Below are 26833 nucleotides of genomic sequence, written 5' to 3' on the forward strand. Positions count from 1 at the left end.
ACTGCAGAGATATAGGCAGATGCAGTGCTGACTTGGAATCAGTCTGCATCTACCCACGGAGAGAGACATGGCAGAGCGCCTAAATAATGACTTTCAATTCCTGGATGTACCACGCCAAGATCCAGAGAAAAAAGATATTGATGTCCGCAAAGCAGAGTTTGTGGAAATTTATAAACCGTTCACTGCGGAAGTGGCTGCCAATCAAACACATCGCTGTTTAGGTTGTGGTAACCCTTACTGTGAATGGAAATGTCCAGTACATAACTACATTCCAAACTGGTTGAAGTTGATTGCAGAAGGTCGTATTTTCCAAGCGGCTGAACTGTGCCATCAAACCAATACTTTGCCTGAAGTTTGTGGTCGAGTATGTCCACAAGACCGTTTATGTGAAGGTGCATGTACACTGAATGATGGTTTTGGTGCTGTGACTATTGGTAATGCTGAAAAGTATATCAATGACACCGCATTTGCTTTAGGCTGGCGACCAGATATGTCATCTGTGACATGGACGGACAAAAAAGTTGCGATTATTGGTGCAGGCCCTGCAGGTTTAGGTTGTGCAGATATTTTGGTACGTAATGGCGTAAAACCCGTTGTATTTGATAAGCGTCCTGAAATTGGTGGCTTACTGACTTTTGGTATTCCAGAATTTAAAATGGAAAAAGATGTGATGAAACGTCGCCGTGAAATTTTCACAGGCATGGGCGTTGAATTCCGCTTAAATACTGAGATTGGCACAGACGTGACCATTGATCAGCTACTTGCAGACTACGATGCTGTGTTTATGGGTATGGGAACATACACCTACATGAAAGGTGGTTTTGCGGGTGAAGATTTAGACGGCGTTGTTGATGCGTTGGACTTCTTGATCGCCAATGTCAACCGTACTCAAGGCTGGGAAAAAGACCCATCTGAATACATCAGTGTAGAAGGTAAAAAGGTCATTGTACTGGGTGGTGGTGACACTGCGATGGACTGTAACCGTACTTCTATTCGTCAAGGTGCTGAGTCTGTAACATGTGCATATCGTCGTGACGAAGAAAACATGCCAGGTTCGCGTCGTGAAGTAAAAAACGCGAAAGAAGAAGGCGTTGAATTTAAATTCAACCGTCAACCGATCGAAATCGTCGGTGAAAATGGCAAAGTGACTGGCGTTAAAGTGGTAACGACTCAGTTGGGTGAGCCAGATAGCCGTGGTCGTCGTAGTCCTGAACCAATTCCAGGCTCTGAAGAAGTTCTTCCTGCTGATGCGGTACTTCTTGCCTTTGGTTTCCGTACTTCTCCGGCAGATTGGTTTGCAGGTGTGAACATTAATTTGGATGGTTCTGGTCGTGTAGTGGCAGCAGAACAGCAAGAATTTAAATTCCAAACGTCAAATCCAAAAATCTTCGCCGGTGGCGATATGGTTCGTGGTTCTGACTTGGTGGTTACTGCAATTGCAGAAGGTCGTCAGGCTGCGGAAGGCATCTTAGATTACCTTGATGTTTAATTGAGCCTATATCGTTTTAAAACCCGCCTCGGCGGGTTTTTTATTGGGCTGACTGCCTAAAATGATACGTATGTGGTCTATTCGGATAAATCCATCTTCAGATTGTAAAACAAGACTGAAAATTGAACAATTTTGCAAATGGGCTAAGCTTTTTTGCCATGTGTGCATGGCTTTATGATGCTCATACTGGATTCTTGAATTCTAAATTAGAGATGTTCAAAATGACTGCAGTGACGACACAAAAATCATATCAAAATCGTCCCAAAGCCATTGGTATTACTGTACGTAAATTACAGTTTAATCCTAAGGCTATTCGCCGGCACTATTTTGCCAATTCACCTGTGATGTCACATTTATTGACCGCACTGTCTTCAACATTTCCAATTGGTGAGCAATTTTTTGTACATAGTGTACGTAATGTGCGAAATCAGGTGACGGATGAAAAATTGCAGGCGCAAATCGCTGCATTTATTGGTCAGGAGGCGATGCATTCTAAGGCGCATGCCGAATTTAATGATGCTTGGCGTTCAGACGATTATAACTTAGATCGTTTTCAAGCATGGTTAGCGCGCAAAGATAGCTATGTGAAAAACTTACATCCTAAAATTCAATTAGCAATTACCTGTGCCTTTGAGCATTTTACCGCGCTATTGGGGGGCTATATTCTGCGTCATCCAGAGGTGTTAAGTACTTTAGATTCAGATGCTGTAAAGCTCTGGGTTTGGCATGCGATAGAAGAGATTGAACACCGCTCAGTGGCATTTGATGTTTATCAGCATGTTTATGGTGATGACAAGATCCGCCGTATGATTATGCGTAGTGTGACTACAGGTTTTACCAGTTTAACTTTTTATTCTGCCACTAAGCTGTTTATGCAAGACCGTAAAAAGAGTTTGCCTAAAGTAGGCGGTAATATTTTTGGCACGTATTTGCTGGGTAAAATGTTTATACAGTTAATTCCAGAATATTTATCTTATTACAAACAGAACTTTCATCCTTCTGAAATTGATTACACGGACATTGTGCAGTATTGGAAACAGCAACTTGCAGATGAATACCATGTGGAAAGCTTTCAAACGGAGCAGACGCTTATAGGATATAGTTGAATGATGATGAAAGGCCCAAGAATTGGGCTTTTTTTATGTGTTTTCACTTTGTTAAAGAAATGCAACAAAACCAAAAGAAAATAGCGCTAGAATAAATTTATTTAAACAAATACAAATAAATACTCGAGGTTAATTGGGATGAATTTAATAAAAAATAGTATGTTGGCGCTGGCTTTGGCAGGTAGTTTAAGCTTAACAGGCTGTGGCTATAACACTTTGCAAGTGAAGGATGAGGCAGTCAATGCATCGTGGTCTGAGGTACAAAACCAATATCAACGTCGTGCAGATTTAGTGCCTAACTTGGTCAATGTTGTGAAGGGTTATGCAAAACATGAAGAACAAGTACTGACTGAAGTGACGCAGGCTCGTTCAAATGTTGCCGGTTTAAAAGTAGATAAAGAAGTACTTGAAAATCCTGAACTATTTAAAAAATATCAAGAAGCACAATCGCAAATGACCAGTGCGTTATCACGTTTGATTGCAGTTTCAGAAAATTATCCAGATTTAAAAGCCAATGAACAATTTAAAGATCTACAAGTGCAATTAGAAGGTACAGAAAACCGTATTGCAGTTGCGCGTAATCGTTATATTTCAACTGTTCAGGACTATAACGGCTATGTTCGCCAATTTCCTCAAGCAATGACTGCAAAAGTGATTGGAATGAAAACAAAACCAAACTTTAGTGCTGAGCAAAGTGCTCAATCTGCACCTAAAGTGACTTTTGATTAAATTGTTGCGCTAAAGCCTGTAAGGAATGCTGATGTCTAAACGTTTGCACAACTCTAAAGCTTACTTGGGGGTGTATTTCGCTCTGTGCTTAAGTCTATTGAGTCTGAGTAGTCATAGCTGGAGTGAGACTGCTGTTGCTCAAGATGAGGCTGTGAATGAAATCGCAGTAGCCTCAAAGATCATAAAAGAGCAACAATCGGCGACAAAGACGAGTCAACCAACAGCAACGGCATCAGCTGACGCAGTAACACAGCCTGCACCTAATATTGCCAATGATATGGCGGAAGGCCAAAGTGAACGAGCTTTACCCACACTAAACACACCGATTGTGGATCAAGCAGGCTTATTAAGTGCAGCGGAAAATCAGGCCATTAGCCAGAAAGTCCTACAACTACATAAAACTGCCAAAGCACAGGTTGGTATTGTTATTGTACCGACCACGGGACAAGAAGACATTTTCTCTTATGCCATGCGAGTTGCAGATCAGTGGAAGCTTGGAACAGCCAAACAAGACAATGGTCTGTTAATGGCGATTGCTGTGAATGATCATCGTATACAAATATTGTCGGGTTATGGATTAGAAGGTGTGTTACCAGATGTGGTATTGAGTCGAATTATTCGGAATAACATCACACCCTATTTCAAGCAAAATCAGTATGCTCAAGGGATTCAAGCAGGGTTAAATGAGATTGAAAAAGTCCTGAATATGGACCCAGAAGTGGCAGCTCAAGCCGCTCAAACTTTAAAAGAGCAACAGGAGCAGGCTTTACATGAGCAACAAGCCAAAGAAAAAACCATGATGACTGCTTTGTTTATTTTAATTGCAGGCATTATTGGCTCGTATATTGTAGGTAATCGATTGAGTGCAGCAACAGCAGCTGTCGCAGGTACGGTTGCTGGGCTAGTGAATGGTGCAGGTTTAATTACTAGCTTGCTTATTGGTGGTGGTATTTTCTTTTTATTAATTACGGCTTTGGCACAAGTGATCTTTCAAGCCTTCCTCTCAGGTGGTGGGCGAGGCGGCGGTGGCTCTGGTGGCGGCTTTGGCGGTGGAGGTTACCGTGGAGGCGGAGGTGGTTTTGGTGGAGGAGGTGCTTCAGGCTCATGGTAACAACATCTGAAACAACAAAAATTTTAACGCAACCTAAAATTCAAGATTTGCACCAGCCAAGCTTCAAACGTTGGCTTAAGCATTTTTGCTTTTTACCTGCGACAAAACGCTATTTTGATCAACAAGATCAGCATGCGATTGCACAAGCTGTGACGCGTGCAGAGCAGGGGCATGTAGGGGAAATACAAGTCGTTATTGAGGGGCATATTCCTGCACATCAAGCCTATTCACAAAATACCTATGCACGGGCACAGCAATTATTTGCAGAATTAGGCGTATGGGATACTGAGCATAATAGTGGTGTGTTGTTATATCTCAATTTATGTGAACGTAGTGTCGAGATTGTGATTGATCGAGGCATTAAAAACTTAACTGAACAAAAAGTTTGGCAAGATATTTGTGAATCCATGCTGGTTGCATTAAAGCAAGGGAATTATCGCGATTCTGTGGTGAATGGGGTGATGGAAATAGGGGATGTGCTTGGAAAATTTTATGAGGAAGTGGGAATAGACGAAAAAAACGAAATTTCGGATTTGCCAGTGATCTTGTAGGCATGAAATATGAGTAAGATGGTGACATTAATTGTCACTTTTAAACACAAAAAGAGACAAAGTTTTCACAAAAAAATAAATATTTTTTTAAAATGCTGTTTTTTTGAGTTTTTTTATTATAATCATTCTTGGCACACTTAGTGCTAACAATAAATTAGCTTTAAAAGCTTAATAATTAAATTATACATTTGTGGAGAATGTTATGAACGCTCAAAAAGGTTTTACCCTTATTGAATTAATGATCGTTGTTGCAATTATTGGTATTCTTGCTGCAATTGCGATTCCGCAATACCAAAATTATATCGCTAAATCTCAAGTAAGCCGTGCTGTTGCAGAATTGGGTGCAATTAAAACTGCTTTTGAAGATTGTTTAAACAATGGCAAAACTGCAGCTAGTGCTTGTGATTTAGGTTATACAGGCTCTTCAATTATGAGCTTAACTGCTCCTGCAACAACAACGGCTGGCACCCCACCAACAGCAGCTGTTACGAACACTGATATATTGACCTCTACTGGTACTATTGCTGGTACATTTGCCGGTTCAGCTTCTTCAGCGCTTACTGATGCTACAACAACTGTAACATGGACTCGTTCTACATTGGGTTCTTGGTCTTGTGCTACGACTGCAGCAGCTAAATACAAACCTTCTTCTTGCTCATAAGTTGTAAGCCATTTAGAAAAAGCTCTCCTTGTGAGGGCTTTTTTAATATAAATAATTTGAGGGTAATAAATTGAAAATTTCCAATCGTTTACGTTTTTTTTCAATACATTTTTCAGTATCTCTTTTATTCGCCCTTTTGATTTTGTATTTTATTTTCTTTATTTGGTATCCACAGCCCATTGCTGCTGATGAAGGTGTTGGCGTAATTGCTATAATGCTGATAGCAATTGATGTGATTGTTGGGCCTCTACTTGCATTTCTAGTTTATAAGGAAGGTAAGAAAAGCTTAAAAATGGATTTAGGGATTATTCTTATTTTACAAATTTTGGCGATGGGATATGGATTATTTAGTATTGTTTCCTCTAGGCCTGTATGGATTGTTCAGAATGGTGGTATTTTTCAGTTAGTTCGTGCAAATGCAATCTTACCAAAAGACCAAGTGCAAGCGAATAATAAATATAAGAAAAATGGCTGGCTGAGTCCTCAATGGGTAGCTGTAGATACAAATAATTCTAAATATGAATATTATGCTGAGCAAACACTTGTGCCTAATTTATATGCAGATTTAAGTGTTGCTAAGCCAAGAATTCAAAATTATGCTCAGGATTTAAAAAAATTATATGAGTTTAACCAAGCAAATGCTATTGCTATAGAGTTGAAAAAATTTCCAAAAGCCAATGCATGGATGCCTTTACGTACAACGGGTTCTGGTTTGGTTGTGTTGCTTGATCGTTCGAATGCAAAAGTTATTGGAATTGTAAACTTGAGGCCTTGGAAAGAAAGTTAAATATATGACGATAATTGTCAGATAATTTAATAAATTGATACTAATTGATTTAAAATATAAAAAGCATATAAAGAATATCTTCTTATATTTATGATTTTTATAAATAAAAATAATGGTATGAATTTTGAAAGCTTTTATTTTTGCAAAAGACTTTTACTATGAATAGAAACTTTGGTTTTACATTGATAGAAATGATGATTGTGGTTGCTATTGTTGGTGTGCTAGCTGCAATATCAATTCCTTTGTATCAGGGTTATGTAGCGAAATCCCAAATTACGACGGCTTTGGCTGAATTGAATGGGGCTAAAACTCAATATGAGCTGGTTTTAAGTGGGGCAACTGCATCGTCAACCACTGATTTTACAGTGGTGAATATGTTTTTTAGTGGCTCTCAATCTAATGTCTGTATATATGATGTTAATCCACCAGTGAGTGGTGTTGCAAATAAAGCACTCGTCTGTCAATTAAATCATGTTGCGACACCTATTGCTGGTGAGTTTGTATATTTAAATAGGGACTTAGCAGGAGCTTGGACTTGTTCAACATCACTGGGCATAGCAACAAAATTTAAACCGAGCGGTTGTAGTTAAATTTGATTGTTAAAATGGATAAAAAGCCCGCAACTGCGGGCTTTAAAATATCAAATCTGACTCTGAATATAATTTTCAACACCAACACTTTCAACTAAATCTAATTGTGTTGTTGTCCAATCCAACCATTCTTCTTCTTTCTCAAGAATTTCTTGGACTAAATCACGTGTTACATAATCCATGTGTGCTTCTGCTAAGGCAACAGCTTTTTGAATGGCTTCAATGTTTTCTTTTACTTTACGTACATCGCAGTTTAATACTTCAACTGTATGTTGGCCGATATAAAGTTTTCCTAAGTGTTGTAAGTTTGGCAAACCTTCTAGGAATAAAACACGCTCAATAATTTTGTCAGCATGCTTCATTTGGCGAATTGATTCTTTATATTCAGCTGAGCCAAGTTGCTCAATTCCCCAGTCATTAAACATACGAGAGTGTAGGAAAAACTGGTTGATTGCAGTCAAATGATGGTAGAGCACCTGATTTAACTGATTAATTACATCACGATTGCCTTTCATTGCATTTGCTCCATCAATGTTGCCAAAGTAAATCGACCTAGGCACTAAAAACTGTATTAAAAAATATATTAAACAAGATGGACTTAGATGGCGAGTACTTTATTGAACAGCAAATGAAAATCGCAATCAAATACACTAAAAAGCAGACAATAAAAACCCGCTTAGAGTCAGAAGCGGGGGAGGAGGAATGGTCTGAGACCATTGGTTTTATAATTATGATTGTTGATGAAACTTAAAAACTTGGTTTAAGCAGCAATTGCGATACGGGCTGCAATTTGCGCAACTTCATCACTGATGATCATACGGGCTTCAGGAGCACAGCGACCACAACAGGTGCCTAAATCGAGCATATCGCGAACTTCACGATAGCTTTCTGCGCCATTGGCAATTGCATCTTTAATGTCTTGATCAGTAATACCACGGCACAAACAAACGTACATGAAATCAAACCAAGTGAATAAATGGGATAAGTAATATTATTGATAATTATTATTGTTTGTCAATAAAAATCATTTAAAAATGCTTTTAAGGTGATTGAGTTTTTGAATAAAAAATGTCTTTTAAGTGGAAATCTGAGTAATACTCAGATTTCCATGTGAGTCTTTTTGTTCTTTTGGAATGTGATATTTAGTGAATGGCTTAAGCAATGTTTACTAACTTATTGATTAATAATCACCACACCATCCATTTCTACTAAAGCACCCTTTGGTAGGCTTGCTACACCGAGTGCTGCGCGTGCTGGGTAGGGTTGAGCAAAGTATTCGCCCATAATTTGGTTGACCAATTGGAAGTTAGAAAGGTCAGTGAGGAAAATATTCAGCTTAGCGATATCGGCTAACGTACCACCTGCAGCTTCACATACCGCTTTTAAGTTGTCGAATACACGGCGAATTTGAGCTTCAATGCCTTCTACCAGCTCCATGCTATATGGATCTAAGCCAATTTGACCTGATAAATACAAAGTGTCGCCCACTAAAATGGCTTGTGAGTAAGTACCAATTGCAGCGGGTGCATTTTCAGTATGGATTACCTGGCGGGACATCTATTTCTCCTATTATCATCACAGACACAACATATATAAAAATGCGGTGTCAGGTTAGCTGGCAACTTTCGCAGGCTCAGCAATGGCAACAGGTTGTGCCAAACGACTGATGCGTGGGAAGCCAAAATGCATTCTTAAATTACGGATAATTTCGGCAATTTGTTTACGGTTATGTACAACAATATTCACATAGGTTTTTTCTTCATGTGAGCGGACAGTTTCTACACCTATTTTTTCTTTACGGCATAGATAGATCAGTTCTGAAATTTGCTCATCATTTAACAGCATGTTTAAGCATAAATAGGCTGTAAAACTAATGTCTTCACTGTCTTCTGTAGTCCAGTGTAAAGGCATGATATTTTCAGGATGTAAATGCTGTTCATGCAATAAATTATGACAACGTGAACGGTGCACAATCAAACCACGACGTGATAAATGCCCTTGTATTGGATCACCTAAAACCGGGTTACAGCAGTGCGCATATTTAACGTCGACACCATCTGTGCCCAAGATCAAGCGTGCAGAATTTGAAGTCTGAATAGTATCTTGAGCATATAAATGATTGGCAACCAATTGAGGCAGTAAATCACCCACGGCAATCTGTTCAAACAATTGTTCTTTATCATTTAAATGACGCCAATTCAGCACATTTTCCCAATCGGCTAATGTTAAATCACTCACAGAACGGTTAAAGAGCTTTAATGCACGATTTAAAGCTTGCTGACCAACTAAGCGTTGTTCATCTTGGTCTTGGTCACGAAGGATATTTTGTAATGCACGACGGGCTTTTTGGGTGTTAATAAAGCTCAGCCAGTCAGGATTCGGTGTTGCAAGAACATCGGTGATGATTTCAACCACTTGACCACTCAATAATGGTGTTGAAAGGGGTTTGGTTTCACCATTAATTTTTGCACCAACGGCATGGTTGCCCAAAAATAAGCTTGCTGAATAAGCAAAATCAACCGCTGTGGCACCCTGAGGGAGTTCATGCAAATGACCGTGTGGGGTGTAAACCCAAATTTTTTCTTGATGTAGATAATCGAGTAATTCACTAAATGTGGTCTTGGCGCATGCACCATCGACTAACACATTTAAATTTTGCATGGAGGCTTGGATCGCTGAACGACAAGCTTGCGGTGCATTTTCACCGAGGACCACACCAAACCGCGCCGCTTTACGCATTAGCTCTGTTTGGATGGTCAGCGATAAAATGGTCTTTTCACCTTTTAAACGCATCATCAGTGACTGGTTGCCACCTGGGAGTGGGCGACGGATATGATCGGCGTAATTAAGGACTTTAAAGCTTTCTTTGAGGATGTCAGCAAGTCGGTCACAGTCTGCGATGCTTTGTAAAATAATTTCAAAGGCATGACTATGAGTGAGCTCTTGCAGATCGATATCGTTTTTTACGAAGTGGCGAAGTAATTCAATATTATTATTTTTCTTTTTAATTCGACCTGAAATATGGTGCTGTTCAAGTAGGGTAGTGAGGTTGTTTTCCCACTTGGTTTGGTATTCGCAGCGTTTCGGTTTAGTTTGCAATAACGCTTCTTGAACATTGTTATACATATCCAAATCTAGATTCTGATAACACAAATGTTCAAGGTTATCGGCCATTTCATTCATACCGACGAGGCGTGCCATAGGCACAAAAATTTCAAAGGTCTCTTGGGCAATACGAGCACGTTTGTCGGGGCGTAAAGCACCCAGTGTGGTCATATTGTGATATCGATCTGCCAGTTTAATAATAATGACACGTGGGTCTTGTAGGGTGGCTTGCAGAATTTTACGGAAGGATGCGGCTTTATTATATTCTTTATCGCTAGAATGGCTGAGTTTGGTGACGCCGTCGACGAGTTCAGCAACAGTCAGACCAAATTTTTCAGTAATATCTTGTTTAGTAAATTCGGTATCTTCGATGACATCATGCAGTAAAGCGGCCATTAACGTTTCCGCATCAAGACGCATATGCGCCAAAATACAGCTCACCGCAATTGGGTGGAGGATGTAGGGTTCGCCACTTTTACGTGTAATGCCATCATGAGCAATATCCGCATAGTCGCAAGCTTCAAGCACGCGTTCGACTTCACTTACTGAAAGGTAAGCGTCGATAATCACATCTAACTGTTGCTTGGCTTGGCTGACCATTGGGCCTGGCATAGAACACCCTTTTACTACTGATTTACAAATGAAACGGTTAATACTTTAATGAAATGCATATTGCATGACTTGTCAATTTTTTAGTTTAAAAAAATGAAAATCTTTTTTGCTTGCTTTGCACTTCTTAAGCTTATGTTATAACTGTTCTGAGTAAAATATTAAAGAGAATCCATAAAAAAAGCCTAGTTAAAAACTAGGCTTTTAAGGTCAGGTTTATCTTATTGGAAAGAAAAACCGTCTAAGTTTAGGTTATTTGCAGAAAGTGCAAGGTCTAAACTTGAAGTTTGGTAGTCTTGTTCACGTTGTTTCAAAATGTCTTTAGAAACGTGACCCGCTGCGATTTCACGAAGAGCAACAACGGTTGGTTTGTCATTGTCCCACTCAACAGTAGGTTCGATACCTTGACGTGCCAATTGACGCGCGCGTTTGCTTGCCACTAGTACAAGCTCAAAGCGGTTGTCTACATGGTCTAAACAATCTTCAACGGTTACGCGTGCCATAAGAATTCTCGTTTGAATATAAATTTTTAACAGACTGTGCAGTATAAGGTGCTTTGTCTATAGACTCAAGTTTTAATCACTGTTCCGTAGGGGTGATTAATTTCTCAATCAGTTTTTCATGGCGCATAGCTTGTTGTTTTAAAACAAGACGATTGGCAATAATAACGGACTCTAAGTCATGCAGTGCTTTATTAAAGTCATCATTAATAATGATATAGTCAAAATTAACGTATTGCTGCATATCTTCTACGGCACAGCTAAGACGATGTTCAATTACTTCGACAGAGTCTGTACCACGATTGGATAAACGTTGACGTAAATCGAACTGACTCGGAGGAAGAATAAAAATTTGTCTAGATTCAGGAAAAAGTTTACGAACCTGTTCAGCACCTTGCCAGTCAATTTCAAGTAAAACGTCATGACCTTTGGCCAATTGTTCTTTTACTGTGCGCTGTGCAGTACCGTAATAATTACCAAAAACCTCAGCATATTCAATGAAGCCACCTTCATTCACCAAAGATAGAAAGTCTTCTTTTTTAGCAAAATGGTAATGTACGCCGTCTAATTCGCCAGGACGCTGACCACGAGTGGTATGAGAAACAGAGACATGTAAATTGTTTACACGTTCAAGCAGGGCTTTAACGAGGGATGTTTTGCCCGTTCCCGAAGCAGCAGAAACGACAAACAAGAGACCCGACATGATATTTTTCCTGATATGATAAAATATCTTCTCTATTTTAGAGTAGACGCGCGCCAAACAAAATAGTCAGACGTCTATTGTTTACATTTATTTCAAGTGATACCCGTAAAATTGAGTGGGCATTGAGGATTCTATGGAAATTGTTTTAGCCAATCCACGCGGTTTCTGTGCAGGTGTTGATCGCGCCATCGCGATAGTGAACCGTGCACTGGAATGCTTTAACCCCCCAATATATGTGCGTCATGAGGTAGTGCATAATAAATTTGTGGTGGACGACTTGCGTCAACGCGGTGCGATATTTGTGGATGAGCTGGATGAAGTGCCAGATGACAATATCGTGATCTTCAGTGCGCATGGTGTATCTAAAGCGGTACAACAAGAAGCTGAGCGCCGTGGGCTAAAAGTTTTTGATGCGACGTGCCCTTTGGTGACCAAGGTACATATAGAAGTGACCAAGTATGCCCGTGAAGGGGTGGAAGCGATTTTGATTGGTCATGAAGGTCACCCAGAAGTTGAAGGGACGATGGGCCAATATGACACCAAAAATGGTGGTTCGATTTATTTGGTTGAAGATGAACAAGATGTTGCTGAACTAAAAGTGGTGCATCCTGAAAAAGTAGCGTTTGTAACTCAGACCACGCTTTCTATAGATGACACAGCAAAAGTGATTGATGCTCTACGTCAGAAGTTCCCTGAAATTCAGGGGCCGCGCAAAGATGATATTTGTTATGCCACTCAAAACCGCCAAGATGCCGTACGAGATCTTGCTGAACAATGTGATGTTGTATTGGTTGTGGGGTCACCGAACTCTTCGAACTCGAACCGATTACGTGAATTGGCTGAACGGATGGGTAAGCATGCGTATTTGGTGGATAATGCCGATCAGTTACAGCAAGAATGGTTTAATGAACACACTAAAATTGGTGTAACTGCTGGAGCATCTGCGCCTGAAATTTTAATTAAACAGGTAATTCAGCGACTACAAGATTGGGGGGCAAAAGCGCCGCAAGAGCTTGATGGTCGTGAAGAAAATATTACATTTAGTTTGCCAAAAGAGTTACGTATTCCTGTAACTCAAGCATAAAGTGTTAATGACTTAACATTCTGAATTTTTTTTAAGAATTGACAGATAATTGCTTTTTGGCAATTATCTGTTTTTTTATGCCTTTTATCCTGATTTGTGTTTGTTTTGTAATTTAATTAGATATTATTTTTAATAGGGTAAAGTTTGGCGCGCCTTGGGGGGAGTATGCAGAAAAATAAAGGATTTACGTTAATTGAGTTGATGGTGACGATTGCTGTGATAGCAATTATTGCAGGAATAGCAGCGCCATTTATGAATAATATGCTTTTAAATCAGAATCTAAATAAAAGTACGAATACTTTAATCTCGGTAATGAATGAGGCAAGAGCTCAAGCTGTATTAAATCGTCAAAATGTAGAGGTTGATCTTTCATTAAATACTGTTACCCCGAGTAGTGCTGAAAAAGAAAAAATGAGAGAAAAGCTTTTGTTTGGGTGGAGTCCTTCTGGTAAATCTGAATTAAAAACATCAGTTAGCCCTATTGTATTTGATATGACAGGAAGAGTGAGTAGTTCAATGACTGACGTAGTCATTGAAGTCTGTAATGAAAATTCCGGAGAGAAATCAAAGATAATTACGATTTCAAGAATGGGGATAATTCAACAAATTGTAGAGGGTACTTGCTAATGCATCATTACATATCAGTACAGAAAGGTTTGGGATTGATGGAGGTCCTAGTCGCGCTATTAGTGCTAGCAATAGGCGTGCTTGGATTTATTGCATTGCAATATCGTGCAATTGAGGCATCGGCTGAAAGTACCTATCGAGTAGAAGGCATGAGTTTGGCTCGTGATTTTGCCGAGCGCATTCGTGTAAATCGGGGTGCTTTGGAAAAATATAAGTCTGAAATAACAACGCCGGCTGAACAAAAAACGTCTACTAAAAACTGTTATCAGACCGCATGTGATGCAGATGAAATGGCTGATTTTGATGTTTCTGAAATTGTTAAAAAAGCACATGAAAAAGCCATGGCAGTAAATTTGATCGATTGTCAGGGGAATGATGATGGTCGTGCATGTATATATGTCGCGTGGGGGGAGACAAGCCCGACGAATGAAACGGATGCAGGGGCTGGTGGATGTACTAACTCGACTTCTTATGATCCAAGTTCAACATGCCTGATCATGGAGGTGTACTAATATGAAACTTCAACATGGTTTTACATTAATTGAGTTAATGATTGCATTAGCATTGGGTTTGATTGTTTCTGCTGCAGCAATATTGATGTTTATTACGGCTCAAAAAAGTTATGCTTTACAACAAGGTATGGCTAATTTACAGGATAATACTACTTTTGGTTTGAATTATATTACTGACGAAATTAGATCTACTAATTTAAACAATATTAAATCTATCATTAATGACGAAACAACATATGGAGGAATAGTATTTACATCTGCTGCAAATGCACGAACTATTCCTGCAACTGGTACCGTACCCAAAAAAGTTTTTAGTAATTTATATCCAACATTAATAGGCGCTAATACGGCGGAATCTTTTTTGACATCTAGTGGGATTCATTCATCTAATGTCTCTTGTGCTGATGTAATAGATAATGGTTGTGAGTCAGGTGATGTGTCTAGTGATCAATTAGTTATTCAATACAAACCTCAATATGTCACAGATGATAAAGGAACAACAGTTACATCAGATGATATGTGGTTTGGGGGATATGATTGTGAAGGTAATAAAATTGAATTTTTAAAAACAGAACCTGCAAAGCGAATTATTGTACAGCGCTATTTCTTAAGGGAAGATACCGATAAAGGTACTGAACCAAATGAATCGCTTTCTTTAGCTTGTGATGCAGGGTGGTATTGGGAGTCTTATAAAAATAGCGCTTCTGCAGACGTCAATCCAACAGTATTAACTGATTTTGGTGGTCAGGGTGAAATTATAATGAAACGAGTTGACCACTTTCGGGTTTTATTTGGGATTCATACGAAAAATGGTTATGAATATATTTCTCAAGAAAAATATATGGATTTAACAGAAGAGCCTAAACCGCGGATTTTATCTGTACAGTTAGGGCTATTAGGTCGTTCGACCCAAAGTGTTGGGAGTGATTCAGCTTTTAAGGATGATCAAGAATTTAAAGTTTTGGATCAGACAGTCGTTGTTAAAACGCCAAAAACTAATTCATCTTCTAAGTACGTAAGACAGGTTGTGTCGCAAACGATTGCGTTACGTAACACGTTTGGGGAGCGAGGAAAATGAAAAATCAAAATGGTGCAACCTTGATTGTTGTATTGGTACTTTTATTGGCGATAACTGTAATTGGGACATTAGCTATAAAAAATAGTGTAGTGGGTTTAAGCATTGCTACAAACAGCCAAGCTCAACAACTACTTTTACAAAATGCTGATTCAGCTTTTTTTAGTGTGGAAAAAGAAGAGAACTTAATTCAAAGTTTAACCACGAGTGGAATGTTTGGTTATATCAGTGGGGCTGAAAATAAAGATAAAGAATTAGTATTTTGTTATAGAGGTGATAAGGCGGACTTTTTTGATATTAATCGTGCCAGCATTATGCAATGGGAAGGTGGACAGTCAAAACCAACAGCAAATGCAATGGGAATGGATGGTTATTGCAGTACATCAACATCTGCGACAAGCAATTTTTTTACGAGTGGTCGTAAGGCTGTTATTACTCAAGTTGCTGTGAAATATTCAACTCAGTCTGATGCGGATCCATTTTATGGAATGCAGTTCGGTTCTGATGAAAAGGGTGTGAAGTTTGAAAAAAGTAAACCAGTGAAAGTGTTCGCTGTTTCGATTATGCCTGCGCTCAGCACAGCAGATCGCTCGAAAATTGATACTTGTTTTAATGCAAGAATGAATGAAGTTTCCATACCTGATGGTACGACAAAACCATCTAAAGTTGATCCCATCGAGGATGATCCAACTAAAAGTGTGACGGAATGTTTGTCGGGGTTAAATGTTCCATATACTTCACATGCGACTGAGTATGTGATTGCACAAGATTTTACGTGATTTGGGAGTAAGAAAAGATGAAAAAGATTGAACAGAATGCGATAAAAAAATCCTATCGTCAGAAAATTCTTGCGACCAGTATCGCAGCAATTTATACGGGTCTAGTAGCATCAAGTGTAGCGCAAGCAAGTGATATTGATATTTATCAAACTGCGAAAGAGGGCGATATTACTTTAATGTTTATGCTTGATATTTCGGGCAGTATGGGAGCGCCACAATTAATCAAATCAGCTAGTGCATGTGATTTACCATCAATAACAGAGGCTTATGGTGATGGTAGTGTACTCTCTACAAATGGAAACCCCAAATATACACGTTATTATTGCACTGCAACAAAAGATGTTTATTTCTATCGTAGTACAGGTTCTGGAAGCAGTTTAAAATATTTTAAATGTGGCACAAATGGTACAGCTACTGCAACAAACACAACTTGTTCTACAGAAATTGCTGCTTTACCAGATGATGCAAGAGATATGACGACCAGCACTTCTGGTTCTGCAACAAGTTATTATAAGAAAAAGCAGTCAGATAAGTACTACGACCGAATTACTCGTTTGAAAGATGGTATGTTTGATCTGCTGAATGGCAATGCAACTAAAGGTATCGGTGCATTAGATGATGCGAAAGTTATTGGATTATCAACATATTCTAGACCAACAGGTTTTGATAGTTCGGGTAGACCAAGTACTGCCGATAATACTCGTGGACAAGTACGTATTCCGGCCCGAGCTCTTGGTGCTGTGGTTAATGGGGTGACACAGAGACAAATTTTACTCAATGAGATTGCGACATTAGGAGCGCGGGGGGGGACGCCAACCTCACATGCCTATGCTGAAACGGCAGCATATTTATTTGGTACACGTACAGGTACTCTTACTTCGGCACTTCTTGGGCGTTCAACAACTTCAAATACAAGTAGATTTTTTGAATGTACTGACAAGACAGCAACTGGCGGGTGTAATAGCTATTCTGCTACATACACGAGTTTGCCAAGTTATGATTATAGATTATCAAGTAGTGGTTATTATTACTATTATAAAAACAATGCAGCAAATTCTGACAGCGGCAATAGTGGTTTTCCTTATTCATATACAGACACTAAGATTGCAGATGGGAGCCTATATAGTTCACCAGCATCTCTAATACAAACGGATGCAGCTAAGCAATGTAGCGGACAAGGTATCTATGTTTTAACAGATGGTGAGCCAAGTAGTAATGGCAGTGCAGAATCGCTGATGAGAGCGGCATTAGATACAAAGAGCTCCGCCTTAGCTTCATGTACTAGTTCGGAAACTAGTTGGGATTGCACACACAAGTTTGCCGGAAATTTACTTGATGCAGCTAAAAATCCGTTAGGTTTAAAAATTAAAACAGCAGTAGTTGGGTTTGGTAATAGTTTTAATAGTGTTACTTCTTTTGATAAGACTAAAACACAAGCTCAAAATATTGCTGCATTAGGTACGATTGATTGGTCGGAAGGGAAAAGTAATGTCCAAAAAGCAGCTTACTGGGGAATTATAGGAGAGGGTGGCTGGTATTCAGGGAATAGCTCGGAAGATATCGTAAACAGTGTAAACTCATTCTTGGGAGATTTAGGAGGTACAATACCTTCTGTGACAACAGGCTCACCATCTGTACCACAAGACGCTCTAAATCCATCAGTTATTCAAGATTTTGCATATTATCCTCAATTTCAACCAACCCCAGAGAAAAGTTTTCAACTTTGGGCTGGTAATTTAAAAAAATATGCTGTTATCAACGGTGTATTAAAAGATAAAAATAAAAATACAATTTTAGATGATGATGGTGCGATTAAAGATAATTATGATCTGTGGGCCGCATCAGTTGTTGAAGCAAATAAAGAAGGTGATGAGTTTACAGGAGGTAGTACTAAGTTTGCATTGCGTGGAGGGGTATTTTCTCAACTAAAATTAGGGTTTAGTGCGAGTGATAACACTAAAGAGCAACGTAAAGTATTAACAAATCGAGATGTAAACTCAGGTGTTTGGAGTGGTGGGACCAAGCTTAGAGAAGTTACTCGGGCAGATTTAACAAACAGTACCTATAAAGCCGATAATGCAAATAATAGTTATCTTATGGCTCTACTTGGTTATAGCGTAAATGATTTAAGCAACCCAACATCAACAACTTTAAATAAAGAGTTACGCCAAATTGGTGCAGTAATGCACTCATCTCCTTTATTAATTACGAATAAGGGTAAAATTGCATACGATAAAGATGTCAAGCGACTCAGTTCCGAGGGGCGTGAAGATTACATTTTATTTGGTACTACACAAGGTGTTTTACATGTCGTTAAAGCTGGAAAACAACGTTTAGAAAATGGCGATATTGTAGTTGGTGATAAAAATGGGTCGGGAAGTTCTGATGCTGGTGGTGATGAAGTATTTACATTTGTGCCAAATGAAATGATTGAAAAGCAAAAAAATGCTTTTCTAAAATATGATTCTACAAATGGTGGTGTTAATAATCTTTATTATGGTATAGATGGGCCTTGGACCGCTTATACCGAATATGTGGTAGATGATAATGGTTACTTAACCGTTGGTTCAGGAAAGGGAACGCAAAAAGGCCGACAGATGGTTTATGGTGGACTACGCATGGGCGGAAAAAGTTACTACGCGTTAGATCTGCAAAATATGAGCGATCCAAAGCTGAAGTTCCATATAGACCCAGAAAATCAAAAAGTTTTTTTCAATAATACGTCTAAGTCGTTCACCCAGCTTCAACATATGGGACAAAGTTGGTCTAAACCAGCAATTGGTTGGATTAATTGGAAGGACTCAACAGGCAAAACGACTCGTAAGCAAGTAATGTTTGTTGGTGGTGGTTATGATGCAAAAACTGGGACAACAGCATGTAATACTGGTACAGATACGGTAGCCAAGACCGTTGGATATGAGTGTGAAAAATTTGCACCTTCTACATCAGCTCCAGCAAAAGGGGCTGGAGTATATATGTTTGATGCACAAAATGGTGATCTGTTATGGTGGACAGGTGCTAATGCAACAAACAGTACCTCTGTTCCTTTAGCATCTAATGTCTCAACAATGATTAACAGTGTTGTCAGTGAAATACGGACTGTAGATCGTGATGGGGATGATCTTATTGACAACATTTATTTTGGAGATTTAGGTGGGCAAGTGTTCCGCGTAGACTTCAATAATAAAGCATCAACGTTAGGCACGATTATTAAGAATCCCGTTAGATTGCTGAACCTTAATAAAGCTAGTGGAATGAGTCCTCGTTTTTATGATATGCCTGCATTTTCACTATATAGTGATCAAGGGACGGTATTTGCTTTAATCAGCATTGGTTCAGGGAACCGAAGTAAGCCATTACAGGATTACACTGCTGGTACAGCAGATTATGAAGCAGTTTATAATATTTATGATAAAGATGTTGCTAATAAAAACTTAATGTCATTATCTACTTATAGCACCAAAGATATAATAAAAGGTGATTTAGCTGTTATCACTGATACAGATAGAAAAGATGACACAACTCTTAAGGCCCCATATGCCACCTCTAAAGGATGGTATTATGAGTATAAAAATTGCTCAGGAACTGCACCATGTTCAAATTATAAAGCTCAAAGTGAAAAAGTATTTGGAACTCCTATCGCAATGAATTACGTACTTTACGTAACAACTTTTGATGGTTCCCGTCCGGGTATTTCGGGTGATTGTGGTGCTGGTGTAAAAGGTCAAAGTTACTTGTCACGAATTTGTTTGCCTTATGGTCAATGTGATAAAACAAAATTTGGTACTGAATGGTATGGCAAAGATGAAATTGGTGTAGGTATTCATACAGGTACAGTGGTCAGTGTTGATGACGGGTCTGGTAGTGGAACTGGCGGTGGAAATGGTGGTGGAAATGGTGGTGGAACTGGCGGTAGTGAAAACAATTATTGTTTAAGTACTGGGACTCGAACTATTTATAATGGTATGGGTGGTAATCCAGGTGAAGCGAGTAGGATTTGTTTAATTCCTCAGCGTTGGTATGCCAAGTTACAATAGGTGGGCTGTATGTATAACAAAAATACGTTATTGGCTCAAAAAGGTTTTACTTTAATTGAGTTGATGGTTGTCGTTGTCATCATTGCAATACTTGCAGCTATTGCTATTCCTAGTTATCAAGCTTATGCAAGAAAATCTTTAGCATCGCAAGCACAACAAACGATGAAACAAATCGCTGTTGATTTGGAGAAGCATAAAACGCGTAATTTTAATTATTTAAATTTTAATGCTTCATCCAATTTGTTGGTTGTACCTAATGGTGCGACGGGCACTGATATTAAATATAATATTAGTGTTCGAGATGGAGCGAATACAGCAAATACTTTAAGTAATTCATCTTCTACCGGGCAAAGTTGGGCAATTATGGCTACATCAACTGATGAAAAAAATAATAGTTATGTAGTAACGAGTACTGGTATACAGTGTTTTAAGCAAGGGAAGACAATAGATTTTGATTGTTCCGGAGCAGAGTCATGGTAAGAAAAAATGGCTTTACACTTGTTGAATTGATGATTGTTGTTGCGATAGTTGGAATTCTTGCAGCATTTGCATATCCCTCATATCTTCAATATGTGAAAAAAACTAAACGTACTGATATGCAAGCAAATATGTTGCAAGTCGCTGCACAAATTCAGCGCTTTAAAATTGCTAATTTTAAGGTAACAGGCGCAACTATGACTGATATTGGTATTAAGACTACATACCCGATACAGGGTAATCCTTTGTATATGTTAGAACTGCAATGGCTTGATGATAGTGGAGTTATTGATACATCCTCACCCTTAGGTTCAGAAAGGTGGTTATTAGTTGCTACACCAATTGCAACTTCAACTCAGCACCTTGATGGGCATATTGCACTAAATTATAAAGGTGAGCGGTGTTGGACTGTTGGTACAGATAATTCTAGTACTGCTTGTACTCCATCTGCCACCTCAAACTGGGACGGCAAATAACCTCAAATTCAAAATTGTGGATAAACACTTTTTGATCTTTCATTCAGGGCAAATTTCACGTAAAATATTGCCCTCTATGAAAGGGGTTTGAAATGTATCGATGGTCGGTACAGGGATAATCCGTAAAAACTATAAGGTTCTATCATGGTTGTTATTCGTCTTGCACGCGGTGGTGCTAAAAAACGTCCGTTCTATCAAATCATTGTGACTGATAGCCGTAATGCACGTGACGGTCGTTTCATCGAACGTATCGGTTTCTTCAACCCTACAGCTCAAGGTAAAGCAGAAAAACTTCGTTTAGATGCTGACCGTTTTGCTCACTGGGTTTCACAAGGTGCTCAACCTTCAGAACGTGTTGCTTCTTTAGCTGCTGAAGCTAAGAAAGCTGCAGCTACTGCTTAATTAGTAGTAGGTTACCCATGACACCAACACAGAATGTTCCCGAAGATCGTATTCAGATTGGACAGCTACGTTCAGCATATGGATTAAATGGGTGGCTCTGGGTCTATTCCAATACAGAACCTATGAGCAATATTTTTGACTACCTTCCTTGGTACATTGAGACCAAAGCAGGTTGGCAAACAGTAGATGTAAAACGTTGGAAACCACATGGCAAAGGCTTGGTTGTTTCGCTAAAAGGTGTGAGTGATCGTACCGCGGCAGATAACTTGGTTGGTGCAAATATCTGGATCTCTAAATCGCAACTGCCGCAAGCAGGCGTGGACGAGTACTACTGGTCAGATTTGAAGGGCTTAACAGTGTTAGGTCTGGGAGAAGATGAGCAAGAAGTCAATCTCGGTCAAATCCACGAATTGTTTGAAACAGGTGCTAACGACGTGATGGTAGTTCGCGCTACTGCTGACAGCGTCGATAGCGAAGAGCGAATGATTCCATGGCATAAAGATGTGGTACAGCGTGTTGATCTCGAAGCTGGTCGTATCTACGTAAATTGGGGCGTAGATTATTAATCCTTTAAGGATTGACGCAGCAGGAAAATAGAGGAGTCTGCGATGTTTTTTGCAGTCATTACGCTTTTTCCTGAAATGTTTGAAGCGATTACAGCCTACGGTATTAGCGGGCGCGCAGCAAAACGTGACATTGTGCAAGTTCATTGTATCAATCCACGCGAATTTGCTGAGGGCAACTACAAAAGAGTGGATGAGCGTCCATTTGGTGGTGGTCCAGGTATGGTGATGATGGCTGAGCCATTAGCGAAAGCAATTCATCGTGCCAAAGAGCTTGCCAAGCAAGCGGGTGCTGTTCATGTCCCTGTGGTGTATATGTCGCCACAAGGAAAGACCTTAAATGAACCTGCGGTACAAGATTTCGTCAAATATGATGGATTGATTGTATTGTGTGGTCGTTATGAAGGAGTAGATGAGCGTTTGATCCAACAATATGTTGATCAGGAATGGTCAATAGGCGATTACGTTTTATCTGGTGGTGAACTCCCTGCGATGGTTTTATTGGATAGCGTGATTCGGAGACTTCCGGGTGCAATGTCTGATGAACAATCACATGTGCAAGACTCATTTGTGGATGGTCTTTTAGATTGCCCACAATATACCAAGCCAGACCATTTTGAAGGTTTAGATGTTCCTGAAGTATTAAAATCGGGACATCATGCCAATATTGAGAAATGGCGGTTTTTGCAGCGATATCAGCGCACTTTAGAACGCCGACCTGAGTTGGTTGAAAAAGTTGAATTGACCAAGCAGCAAAAGAAATGGCTAAAAGATTCCAAGGTTTAAATTTTTTAAATCTTATATTAGGCTCTTTATGCATTGAAGCGGTCAAGCATAAAGGGAAAGTCAATCGGGTCTATGCGCTTTAGCCTCTAGCCCCAGCGATGATTAGACCTCTTCTAACTCGCATAATCGGAGATACCCCATGAGCGGTAAACATCCTTTAGTACAAGCTGTTGAAAATGCACAGTTGAAACAAGACATCCCTGCTTTTGCTCCTGGTGACACAGTAGTTGTTCAAGTTAAAGTAAAAGAAGGTGAGCGTGAACGTCTTCAGGCATTTGAAGGTGTTGTAATTGCTAAGAAAAACCGTGGTTTGAACTCTGCGTTCACAGTACGTAAAATTTCTAGCGGTTTCGGTGTTGAGCGTGTATTCCAAACTCACTCACCAATCGTTGCTGGTATCGAAGTGAAACGTCGTGGTGACGTTCGTCGTGCTAAACTTTACTACCTACGTGAATTGTCTGGTAAAGCTGCACGTATTCGTGAAAAATTACCAGCTCGTAAAGCAAAATAATTTGTTTTACAACGCTGTAAAAAAATGCGCCTTTAGGCGCATTTTTTTATGCATGAAAGAAAGTTATAAAACTTCAAGTTTCAAACGGTTGGCATGTTGACGGTAGACTGAAACAGGGTCTGGTGCAAATAGTCCTTTCAAGCCCAATACTTGATTGACTTCATCGAAATGGTTCCACTTATAATTATCACGGACGGTTTTACCCAATTTACTGCTACATTGGCTCACTAAGCCGTCGTTCGGTTGTCCGCTAAATGCAATTGGCTCCATTGCAGTAAAGATCGTATCTGGATCAAGTAAGTTGGTGGTGTTAGATATACCTGTCCATGAATAGAAGCTAATGCCATTGGCAACACTTGAGCCATCAGCACATTTGGTTGCAGGCATACCGAGTGGAAATTTTGCGTTAAAGGCTTTCACACCCGGTTGAGACATACTGTAGATCGAAGCTTTAAAATTTGAAGGGAGGTTAGACTGCTGGGCGAAGTTAATCACTGGGGTCATTAAGGCATCCATAACAGTCGCTAATACGCCATTTAAAATCGGGACACTCTGTACTAAATCTGCCACAGGTGAACCGTCATTGGTTCCTGCGACCGTACTGACAGAGGCAACCAAATCAGGTCGTACACCCGCAATATATCGAGCCGTAGGGCCACCATGTGAGTGACCAATTAAATTCACTTTAGGTTTGCCAGTAATCGCAACCACTTGTTCAACTTGGTCTAACAGTTGTTCACCGCGAACTTCAATGGACTCCAACGGGGAGATTTGTGTAGCAAAGGCCGTAGCCTTATGGCTTGCTAAATCAGGGAGAACTTGATACCAATAATCTAGACCAAAAACGGCACCGCCTAAGCGATTAAAACCAAACATCCCGTGTACAAACACTAGGGGGTATTTGGTTTCAGCATAATTGTCGATGACTTTTTTAGTGGTCGCTTGCTGTATACCCAATGCAGCATGCGTTTGGGTCACTGCCATACTTGCAAGGAGCGTGGCACAGAGCAATTTTTCATTCCTTTCTTTTTGTTTTGGTTTTCAAACTTTGATTCAGTTTAGTTTGGAAATAGACAAAATTGCCTATCTGACAATTTTTATTGTCATTAAGGATTATAAAAAAGGAAAGAAAAATGTGAGAACTAATCGATAGAATGAAAGATATTTTGTACATTGATTAATGAAAATATCATTAAACCCTGAATTTACAGGGTTTAATGTATAGCTTTACTAAATTATAAACCTTGAAGTTTTAAACGATTGGCATGTTGACGATAAACATCGACAGGATCTGGTGCGAACAACGCTTTGAGACCAAGCACTTGGTTGACTTCATCTAAATGGTTCCAGTTGTAGTTATCACGAATGGTTTTACCAAATTTGGCACTACAGCGTGATACGAGGCCATCATTGTCTTTTCCGCCATCGATCAGTAATGCGGTCACTTTTAGTGCTGAGTCTAAATCTAAAATATTGGTGATTTGGCCCACACCTGTAAATGAATAGTTATAAATGCCTTTCTCAACGCTATTGCCATCAGCGCAATTGGATTTAGGCAAGCCCAGAGGGAATGCGGCGTTATACTTTGCAGAACCCGCTAGCGTTAAACTTGAACCACCTGCCAATGCGTCATGAGGATAAGTCGTTGGATCTAGACCTTGCGCCCAAACAATGGCTTTAGAGACAAAATTCACAGCTCCGACTAAGGGTGCTTCGACAGCGGTGCCTTCAGCTTTTAAAATTAAGTCTGCAACAGGGGAGCCTTGATGAGGTCCTGCAACACTGGTTAATGAAGCAACTACATCTGGGCGAACACCGGCAACATAACGAATTGTTGGCCCACCATGGCTATGTCCAATCAAATTCACCTTATCCGCACCAGTGAGTGCTCGGATTTCAAGGACTTGTTGTAGAAGCTGTTCGCCACGTACTTCGGTGGAGTTAAACGGCGATACGCGCGTTGCCCAGACATTTGCACCATTGCGGGCAAGATCAGGCAGGATTTGATACCAATAGTCGAGTCCAAATGAGTCCGTACCGACGGTAATGAAACCACCCATACCATGGTTAAATACGATTGGATATTTGGTCTTTGCATAGCTAGAACTAGCTTTGGCGGTGACTTGGGTTGCTTGCGATGCAGATACATTACCGATGAATGTAGCTGCAATTAAACCTGCTAAAAATGGTCCGTATTTCATGAGCGATCCTCAATGTATTATTGTTTTATGACAATATTTATTGTCACTTCTAATAAAGCAATAAAGATCACCTGTTGCAAATTGAAAAAGATTAACTGCGCCGCTAAATGTAACAAAATAAAAGATCAAGAACTTCAGATTGATAAAAGTAAATAAGAGGGCCGAAGCCCCCTTAGTGAATTGAAACGTCAACGATAAAAATTAAAGTCCTTGCAGTTTTAAACGGTTAGCATGTTGACGGTACAGTGCCACAGGATCTTGTGCAAATAGACCCGTTAAGCCGAACATCATATTGGCTAAATCGGTATGGTTAAGTTTGTAGCTGTCGTTAATGACTTTACCGATATAAGCACTACAACGTGCAACCATACCGTCATTGTCTTTATTACCATAAGACAATGGCCCGAGTTGCATCAGGATCGTGTCGATATCAAGTAGGTTCGTGGTTTGCGCAACACCGGTCCATGAATAGTATTGAATGCCTTTGCTGTCGACTTGCTTTAAGTTCTTACTGCAATTTTCTGAAGACGCCAAAACACCGTCAGCTACAGCAGATTTTGCAACCGTACTGTTAAATGTAGCAGAACCTGTTTGTGATAGTGATTTCATTGAAGCATCGAAATCAATTTCAAGCTCTGGTTTTGCCTGACCTAAAGCAATCAGTGGGCCGACAATATAATCACCTAAAATATTGAAGGCAGTACGAGAAAGTGAGTTGCCTTGAATATCATCCGCTACTTTAGAGCCGTGATAGGTCCCTGCAACACCTGTAATAGACGCAATGTACTGTGGTTTTGTTTGAGCCACATACAATACAGTTGGACCACCATGAGAGTGACCGATTAAGTTAAGTTTTGGCTTCCCTGTAATAGCCAAAACATCTTCAACTTGTGCAATTAACTGCTCGCCACGATGTGCTGTGGTGTTTGCAGGAGATAATTGCGCGGCGAATACGGTTGAGCCATTTCGTGCCATATCTGGCAAGATTTGGTACCAATAATCTAGTCCGATGGTGTCAGTGCCGATACGTGACCAACCGAGCCAACCATGCACCATTAAAATTGGATATTTGGTTTTTGCGTAGTCAGATTTTGCCGTTTCCTTCACCTGGAGGGCGCTAGGCGCAGCTTGAGTGCTTGCCGATATACTCATCGCTAAGCCTGCAACTGCAGCTACAGAGGCCATCTTGGCCGTGTTTACTAAAGATCGCATAAATGTTCCTTGATCTGATGTTGTTTTTATTACTTTTTAATAATGAAAATACTCTCTGTTTTTAAGCAACATCTTTGTGATTGGCCAGGCCATATCTTTGATTTTAGAGAGTTTGAATAGACAAAGATGCCTTGCCATTTTTTCATGCTC

General features: G+C 39.7%; 30 protein-coding genes. 21 read left to right on the plus strand and 9 right to left on the minus strand.

Annotated elements, in window-relative coordinates; all coding sequences use genetic code 11:
- Positions 1-67 precede the first annotated feature (67 nt).
- From FTU64_RS02290 to FTU64_RS02325, 8 genes are all read left to right on the plus strand, one after another.
- Complete coding sequence (locus FTU64_RS02290) at positions 68-1489, plus strand: FAD-dependent oxidoreductase (protein ID WP_117006899.1); 1422 nt, start codon at positions 68-70, stop codon at positions 1487-1489.
- Positions 1490-1710: 221 nt separating this feature from the next.
- A complete protein-coding gene (locus FTU64_RS02295; protein WP_180059138.1) occupies positions 1711-2595 on the plus strand; it encodes a metal-dependent hydrolase in 885 nt (294 codons plus the stop codon).
- 138 nt (positions 2596-2733) lie between these two features.
- Positions 2734-3324 carry a LemA family protein gene (locus FTU64_RS02300; RefSeq protein WP_106983937.1) on the plus strand — a complete coding sequence of 197 codons (591 nt, stop codon included), beginning with the start codon at positions 2734-2736 and terminating at the stop codon, positions 3322-3324.
- A 25-nt stretch (positions 3325-3349) separates the two neighbouring features.
- On the plus strand, positions 3350-4435 hold the full coding sequence (locus tag FTU64_RS02305; protein WP_373886558.1) for a YgcG family protein: 1086 nt from the start codon (positions 3350-3352) through the stop codon (positions 4433-4435).
- The gene (locus FTU64_RS02310) at positions 4429-4986 is read left to right on the plus strand and encodes a TPM domain-containing protein (protein ID WP_180059140.1); all 558 of its coding nucleotides are present in this window, start codon (positions 4429-4431) and stop codon (positions 4984-4986) included. The genes FTU64_RS02305 and FTU64_RS02310 overlap by 7 nt, the downstream gene beginning before the upstream one ends.
- A 202-nt stretch (positions 4987-5188) precedes the next feature.
- Positions 5189-5647: a pilin gene (locus FTU64_RS02315; RefSeq protein WP_180059141.1), complete on the plus strand. Its 459-nt coding sequence runs from the start codon at positions 5189-5191 to the stop codon at positions 5645-5647.
- Positions 5648-5717: 70 nt separating this feature from the next.
- On the plus strand, positions 5718-6434 hold the full coding sequence (tfpZ, locus tag FTU64_RS02320) for a TfpX/TfpZ family type IV pilin accessory protein (protein WP_180059142.1): 717 nt from the start codon (positions 5718-5720) through the stop codon (positions 6432-6434).
- A gap of 158 nt (positions 6435-6592) precedes the next feature.
- Positions 6593-7024: a pilin gene (locus FTU64_RS02325; protein ID WP_180055429.1), complete on the plus strand. Its 432-nt coding sequence runs from the start codon at positions 6593-6595 to the stop codon at positions 7022-7024.
- A 50-nt stretch (positions 7025-7074) separates the two neighbouring features.
- On the opposite strand, the gene bfr is transcribed toward FTU64_RS02325, so the two are convergent.
- Positions 7075-7539 (minus strand): bacterioferritin, encoded by a 465-nt coding sequence (gene bfr / locus FTU64_RS02330; protein ID WP_180059143.1) that lies wholly within the window; start codon positions 7537-7539, stop codon positions 7075-7077.
- 77 nt (positions 7540-7616) lie between these two features.
- On the opposite strand from bfr, the gene FTU64_RS02335 reads away from it, so the two are divergent.
- Complete coding sequence (locus FTU64_RS02335) at positions 7617-7775, plus strand: hypothetical protein (RefSeq protein WP_180055427.1); 159 nt, start codon at positions 7617-7619, stop codon at positions 7773-7775.
- Positions 7776-7784: 9 nt separating this feature from the next.
- On the opposite strand, the gene FTU64_RS02340 is transcribed toward FTU64_RS02335, so the two are convergent.
- The 5 genes from FTU64_RS02340 to gmk all read right to left on the minus strand — a co-directional run bounded on the left by FTU64_RS02340 (position 7785) and on the right by gmk (position 11941).
- Positions 7785-7979 (minus strand): bacterioferritin-associated ferredoxin, encoded by a 195-nt coding sequence (locus tag FTU64_RS02340; protein ID WP_078192519.1) that lies wholly within the window; start codon positions 7977-7979, stop codon positions 7785-7787.
- Between the two features lie 218 nt (positions 7980-8197).
- Positions 8198-8581, minus strand: coding sequence for a RidA family protein (locus tag FTU64_RS02345; protein WP_078189365.1), 384 nt, complete (start codon positions 8579-8581; stop codon positions 8198-8200).
- A 54-nt stretch (positions 8582-8635) separates the two neighbouring features.
- Positions 8636-10741 carry a bifunctional (p)ppGpp synthetase/guanosine-3',5'-bis(diphosphate) 3'-pyrophosphohydrolase gene (locus FTU64_RS02350; protein WP_180055426.1) on the minus strand — a complete coding sequence of 702 codons (2106 nt, stop codon included), beginning with the start codon at positions 10739-10741 and terminating at the stop codon, positions 8636-8638.
- 218 nt (positions 10742-10959) lie between these two features.
- Positions 10960-11241 carry a DNA-directed RNA polymerase subunit omega gene (rpoZ, locus tag FTU64_RS02355; RefSeq protein ID WP_067762989.1) on the minus strand — a complete coding sequence of 94 codons (282 nt, stop codon included), beginning with the start codon at positions 11239-11241 and terminating at the stop codon, positions 10960-10962.
- Between the two features lie 76 nt (positions 11242-11317).
- Positions 11318-11941 carry a guanylate kinase gene (gene gmk, locus FTU64_RS02360; protein ID WP_078192517.1) on the minus strand — a complete coding sequence of 208 codons (624 nt, stop codon included), beginning with the start codon at positions 11939-11941 and terminating at the stop codon, positions 11318-11320.
- A gap of 133 nt (positions 11942-12074) precedes the next feature.
- On the opposite strand from gmk, the gene ispH reads away from it, so the two are divergent.
- The 12 genes from ispH to rplS all read left to right on the plus strand — a co-directional run bounded on the left by ispH (position 12075) and on the right by rplS (position 23270).
- The gene (gene ispH / locus FTU64_RS02365; protein ID WP_180059144.1) at positions 12075-13025 is read left to right on the plus strand and encodes a 4-hydroxy-3-methylbut-2-enyl diphosphate reductase; all 951 of its coding nucleotides are present in this window, start codon (positions 12075-12077) and stop codon (positions 13023-13025) included.
- A gap of 165 nt (positions 13026-13190) precedes the next feature.
- The gene (locus FTU64_RS02370) at positions 13191-13652 is read left to right on the plus strand and encodes a GspH/FimT family protein (protein WP_180059145.1); all 462 of its coding nucleotides are present in this window, start codon (positions 13191-13193) and stop codon (positions 13650-13652) included.
- Entirely contained in the window at positions 13652-14164 is a 513-nt protein-coding gene (pilV, locus tag FTU64_RS02375; protein WP_078189360.1) for a type IV pilus modification protein PilV, read from the plus strand. The genes FTU64_RS02370 and pilV overlap by 1 nt, the downstream gene beginning before the upstream one ends.
- Position 14165: 1 nt before the next feature.
- The gene (locus FTU64_RS02380) at positions 14166-15242 is read left to right on the plus strand and encodes a PilW family protein (protein WP_180059146.1); all 1077 of its coding nucleotides are present in this window, start codon (positions 14166-14168) and stop codon (positions 15240-15242) included.
- On the plus strand, positions 15239-16018 hold the full coding sequence (locus FTU64_RS02385) for a PilX N-terminal domain-containing pilus assembly protein (protein WP_180055423.1): 780 nt from the start codon (positions 15239-15241) through the stop codon (positions 16016-16018). The genes FTU64_RS02380 and FTU64_RS02385 overlap by 4 nt, the downstream gene beginning before the upstream one ends.
- Positions 16019-16035: 17 nt before the next feature.
- Positions 16036-20055 carry a hypothetical protein gene (locus tag FTU64_RS02390; RefSeq protein WP_180055422.1) on the plus strand — a complete coding sequence of 1340 codons (4020 nt, stop codon included), beginning with the start codon at positions 16036-16038 and terminating at the stop codon, positions 20053-20055.
- Positions 20056-20064: 9 nt separating this feature from the next.
- Complete coding sequence (locus FTU64_RS02395; RefSeq protein WP_180055421.1) at positions 20065-20535, plus strand: type IV pilin protein; 471 nt, start codon at positions 20065-20067, stop codon at positions 20533-20535.
- Complete coding sequence (locus FTU64_RS02400) at positions 20529-21008, plus strand: type IV pilin protein (protein WP_078189355.1); 480 nt, start codon at positions 20529-20531, stop codon at positions 21006-21008. Before FTU64_RS02395 ends, FTU64_RS02400 begins: the two co-directional genes overlap by 7 nt.
- Before the next feature lie 144 nt (positions 21009-21152).
- Entirely contained in the window at positions 21153-21410 is a 258-nt protein-coding gene (gene rpsP, locus FTU64_RS02405) for a 30S ribosomal protein S16 (RefSeq protein WP_078189354.1), read from the plus strand.
- A gap of 17 nt (positions 21411-21427) precedes the next feature.
- Complete coding sequence (gene rimM, locus FTU64_RS02410; protein WP_078189353.1) at positions 21428-21976, plus strand: ribosome maturation factor RimM; 549 nt, start codon at positions 21428-21430, stop codon at positions 21974-21976.
- Between the two features lie 42 nt (positions 21977-22018).
- Positions 22019-22759: a tRNA (guanosine(37)-N1)-methyltransferase TrmD gene (trmD, locus tag FTU64_RS02415; RefSeq protein ID WP_180004770.1), complete on the plus strand. Its 741-nt coding sequence runs from the start codon at positions 22019-22021 to the stop codon at positions 22757-22759.
- Positions 22760-22898: 139 nt separating this feature from the next.
- Complete coding sequence (gene rplS / locus FTU64_RS02420) at positions 22899-23270, plus strand: 50S ribosomal protein L19 (RefSeq protein ID WP_078189351.1); 372 nt, start codon at positions 22899-22901, stop codon at positions 23268-23270.
- A gap of 63 nt (positions 23271-23333) precedes the next feature.
- Here the strand turns inward: rplS and FTU64_RS02425 are convergent, their stop codons facing one another.
- The 3 genes from FTU64_RS02425 to FTU64_RS02435 form a co-directional block, all read right to left on the minus strand.
- A complete protein-coding gene (locus tag FTU64_RS02425) occupies positions 23334-24254 on the minus strand; it encodes a triacylglycerol lipase (RefSeq protein WP_180055487.1) in 921 nt (306 codons plus the stop codon).
- 251 nt (positions 24255-24505) lie between these two features.
- Positions 24506-25471 carry a triacylglycerol lipase gene (locus FTU64_RS02430; protein ID WP_180059147.1) on the minus strand — a complete coding sequence of 322 codons (966 nt, stop codon included), beginning with the start codon at positions 25469-25471 and terminating at the stop codon, positions 24506-24508.
- Positions 25472-25672: 201 nt separating this feature from the next.
- Complete coding sequence (locus tag FTU64_RS02435) at positions 25673-26683, minus strand: triacylglycerol lipase (RefSeq protein ID WP_180055419.1); 1011 nt, start codon at positions 26681-26683, stop codon at positions 25673-25675.
- Between the last annotated feature and the right edge of the window lie 150 nt (positions 26684-26833).

Source organism: Acinetobacter sp. YH12128 (genome assembly GCF_013418655.1).
GTDB classification, from domain to species: domain Bacteria; phylum Pseudomonadota; class Gammaproteobacteria; order Pseudomonadales; family Moraxellaceae; genus Acinetobacter; species Acinetobacter amyesii.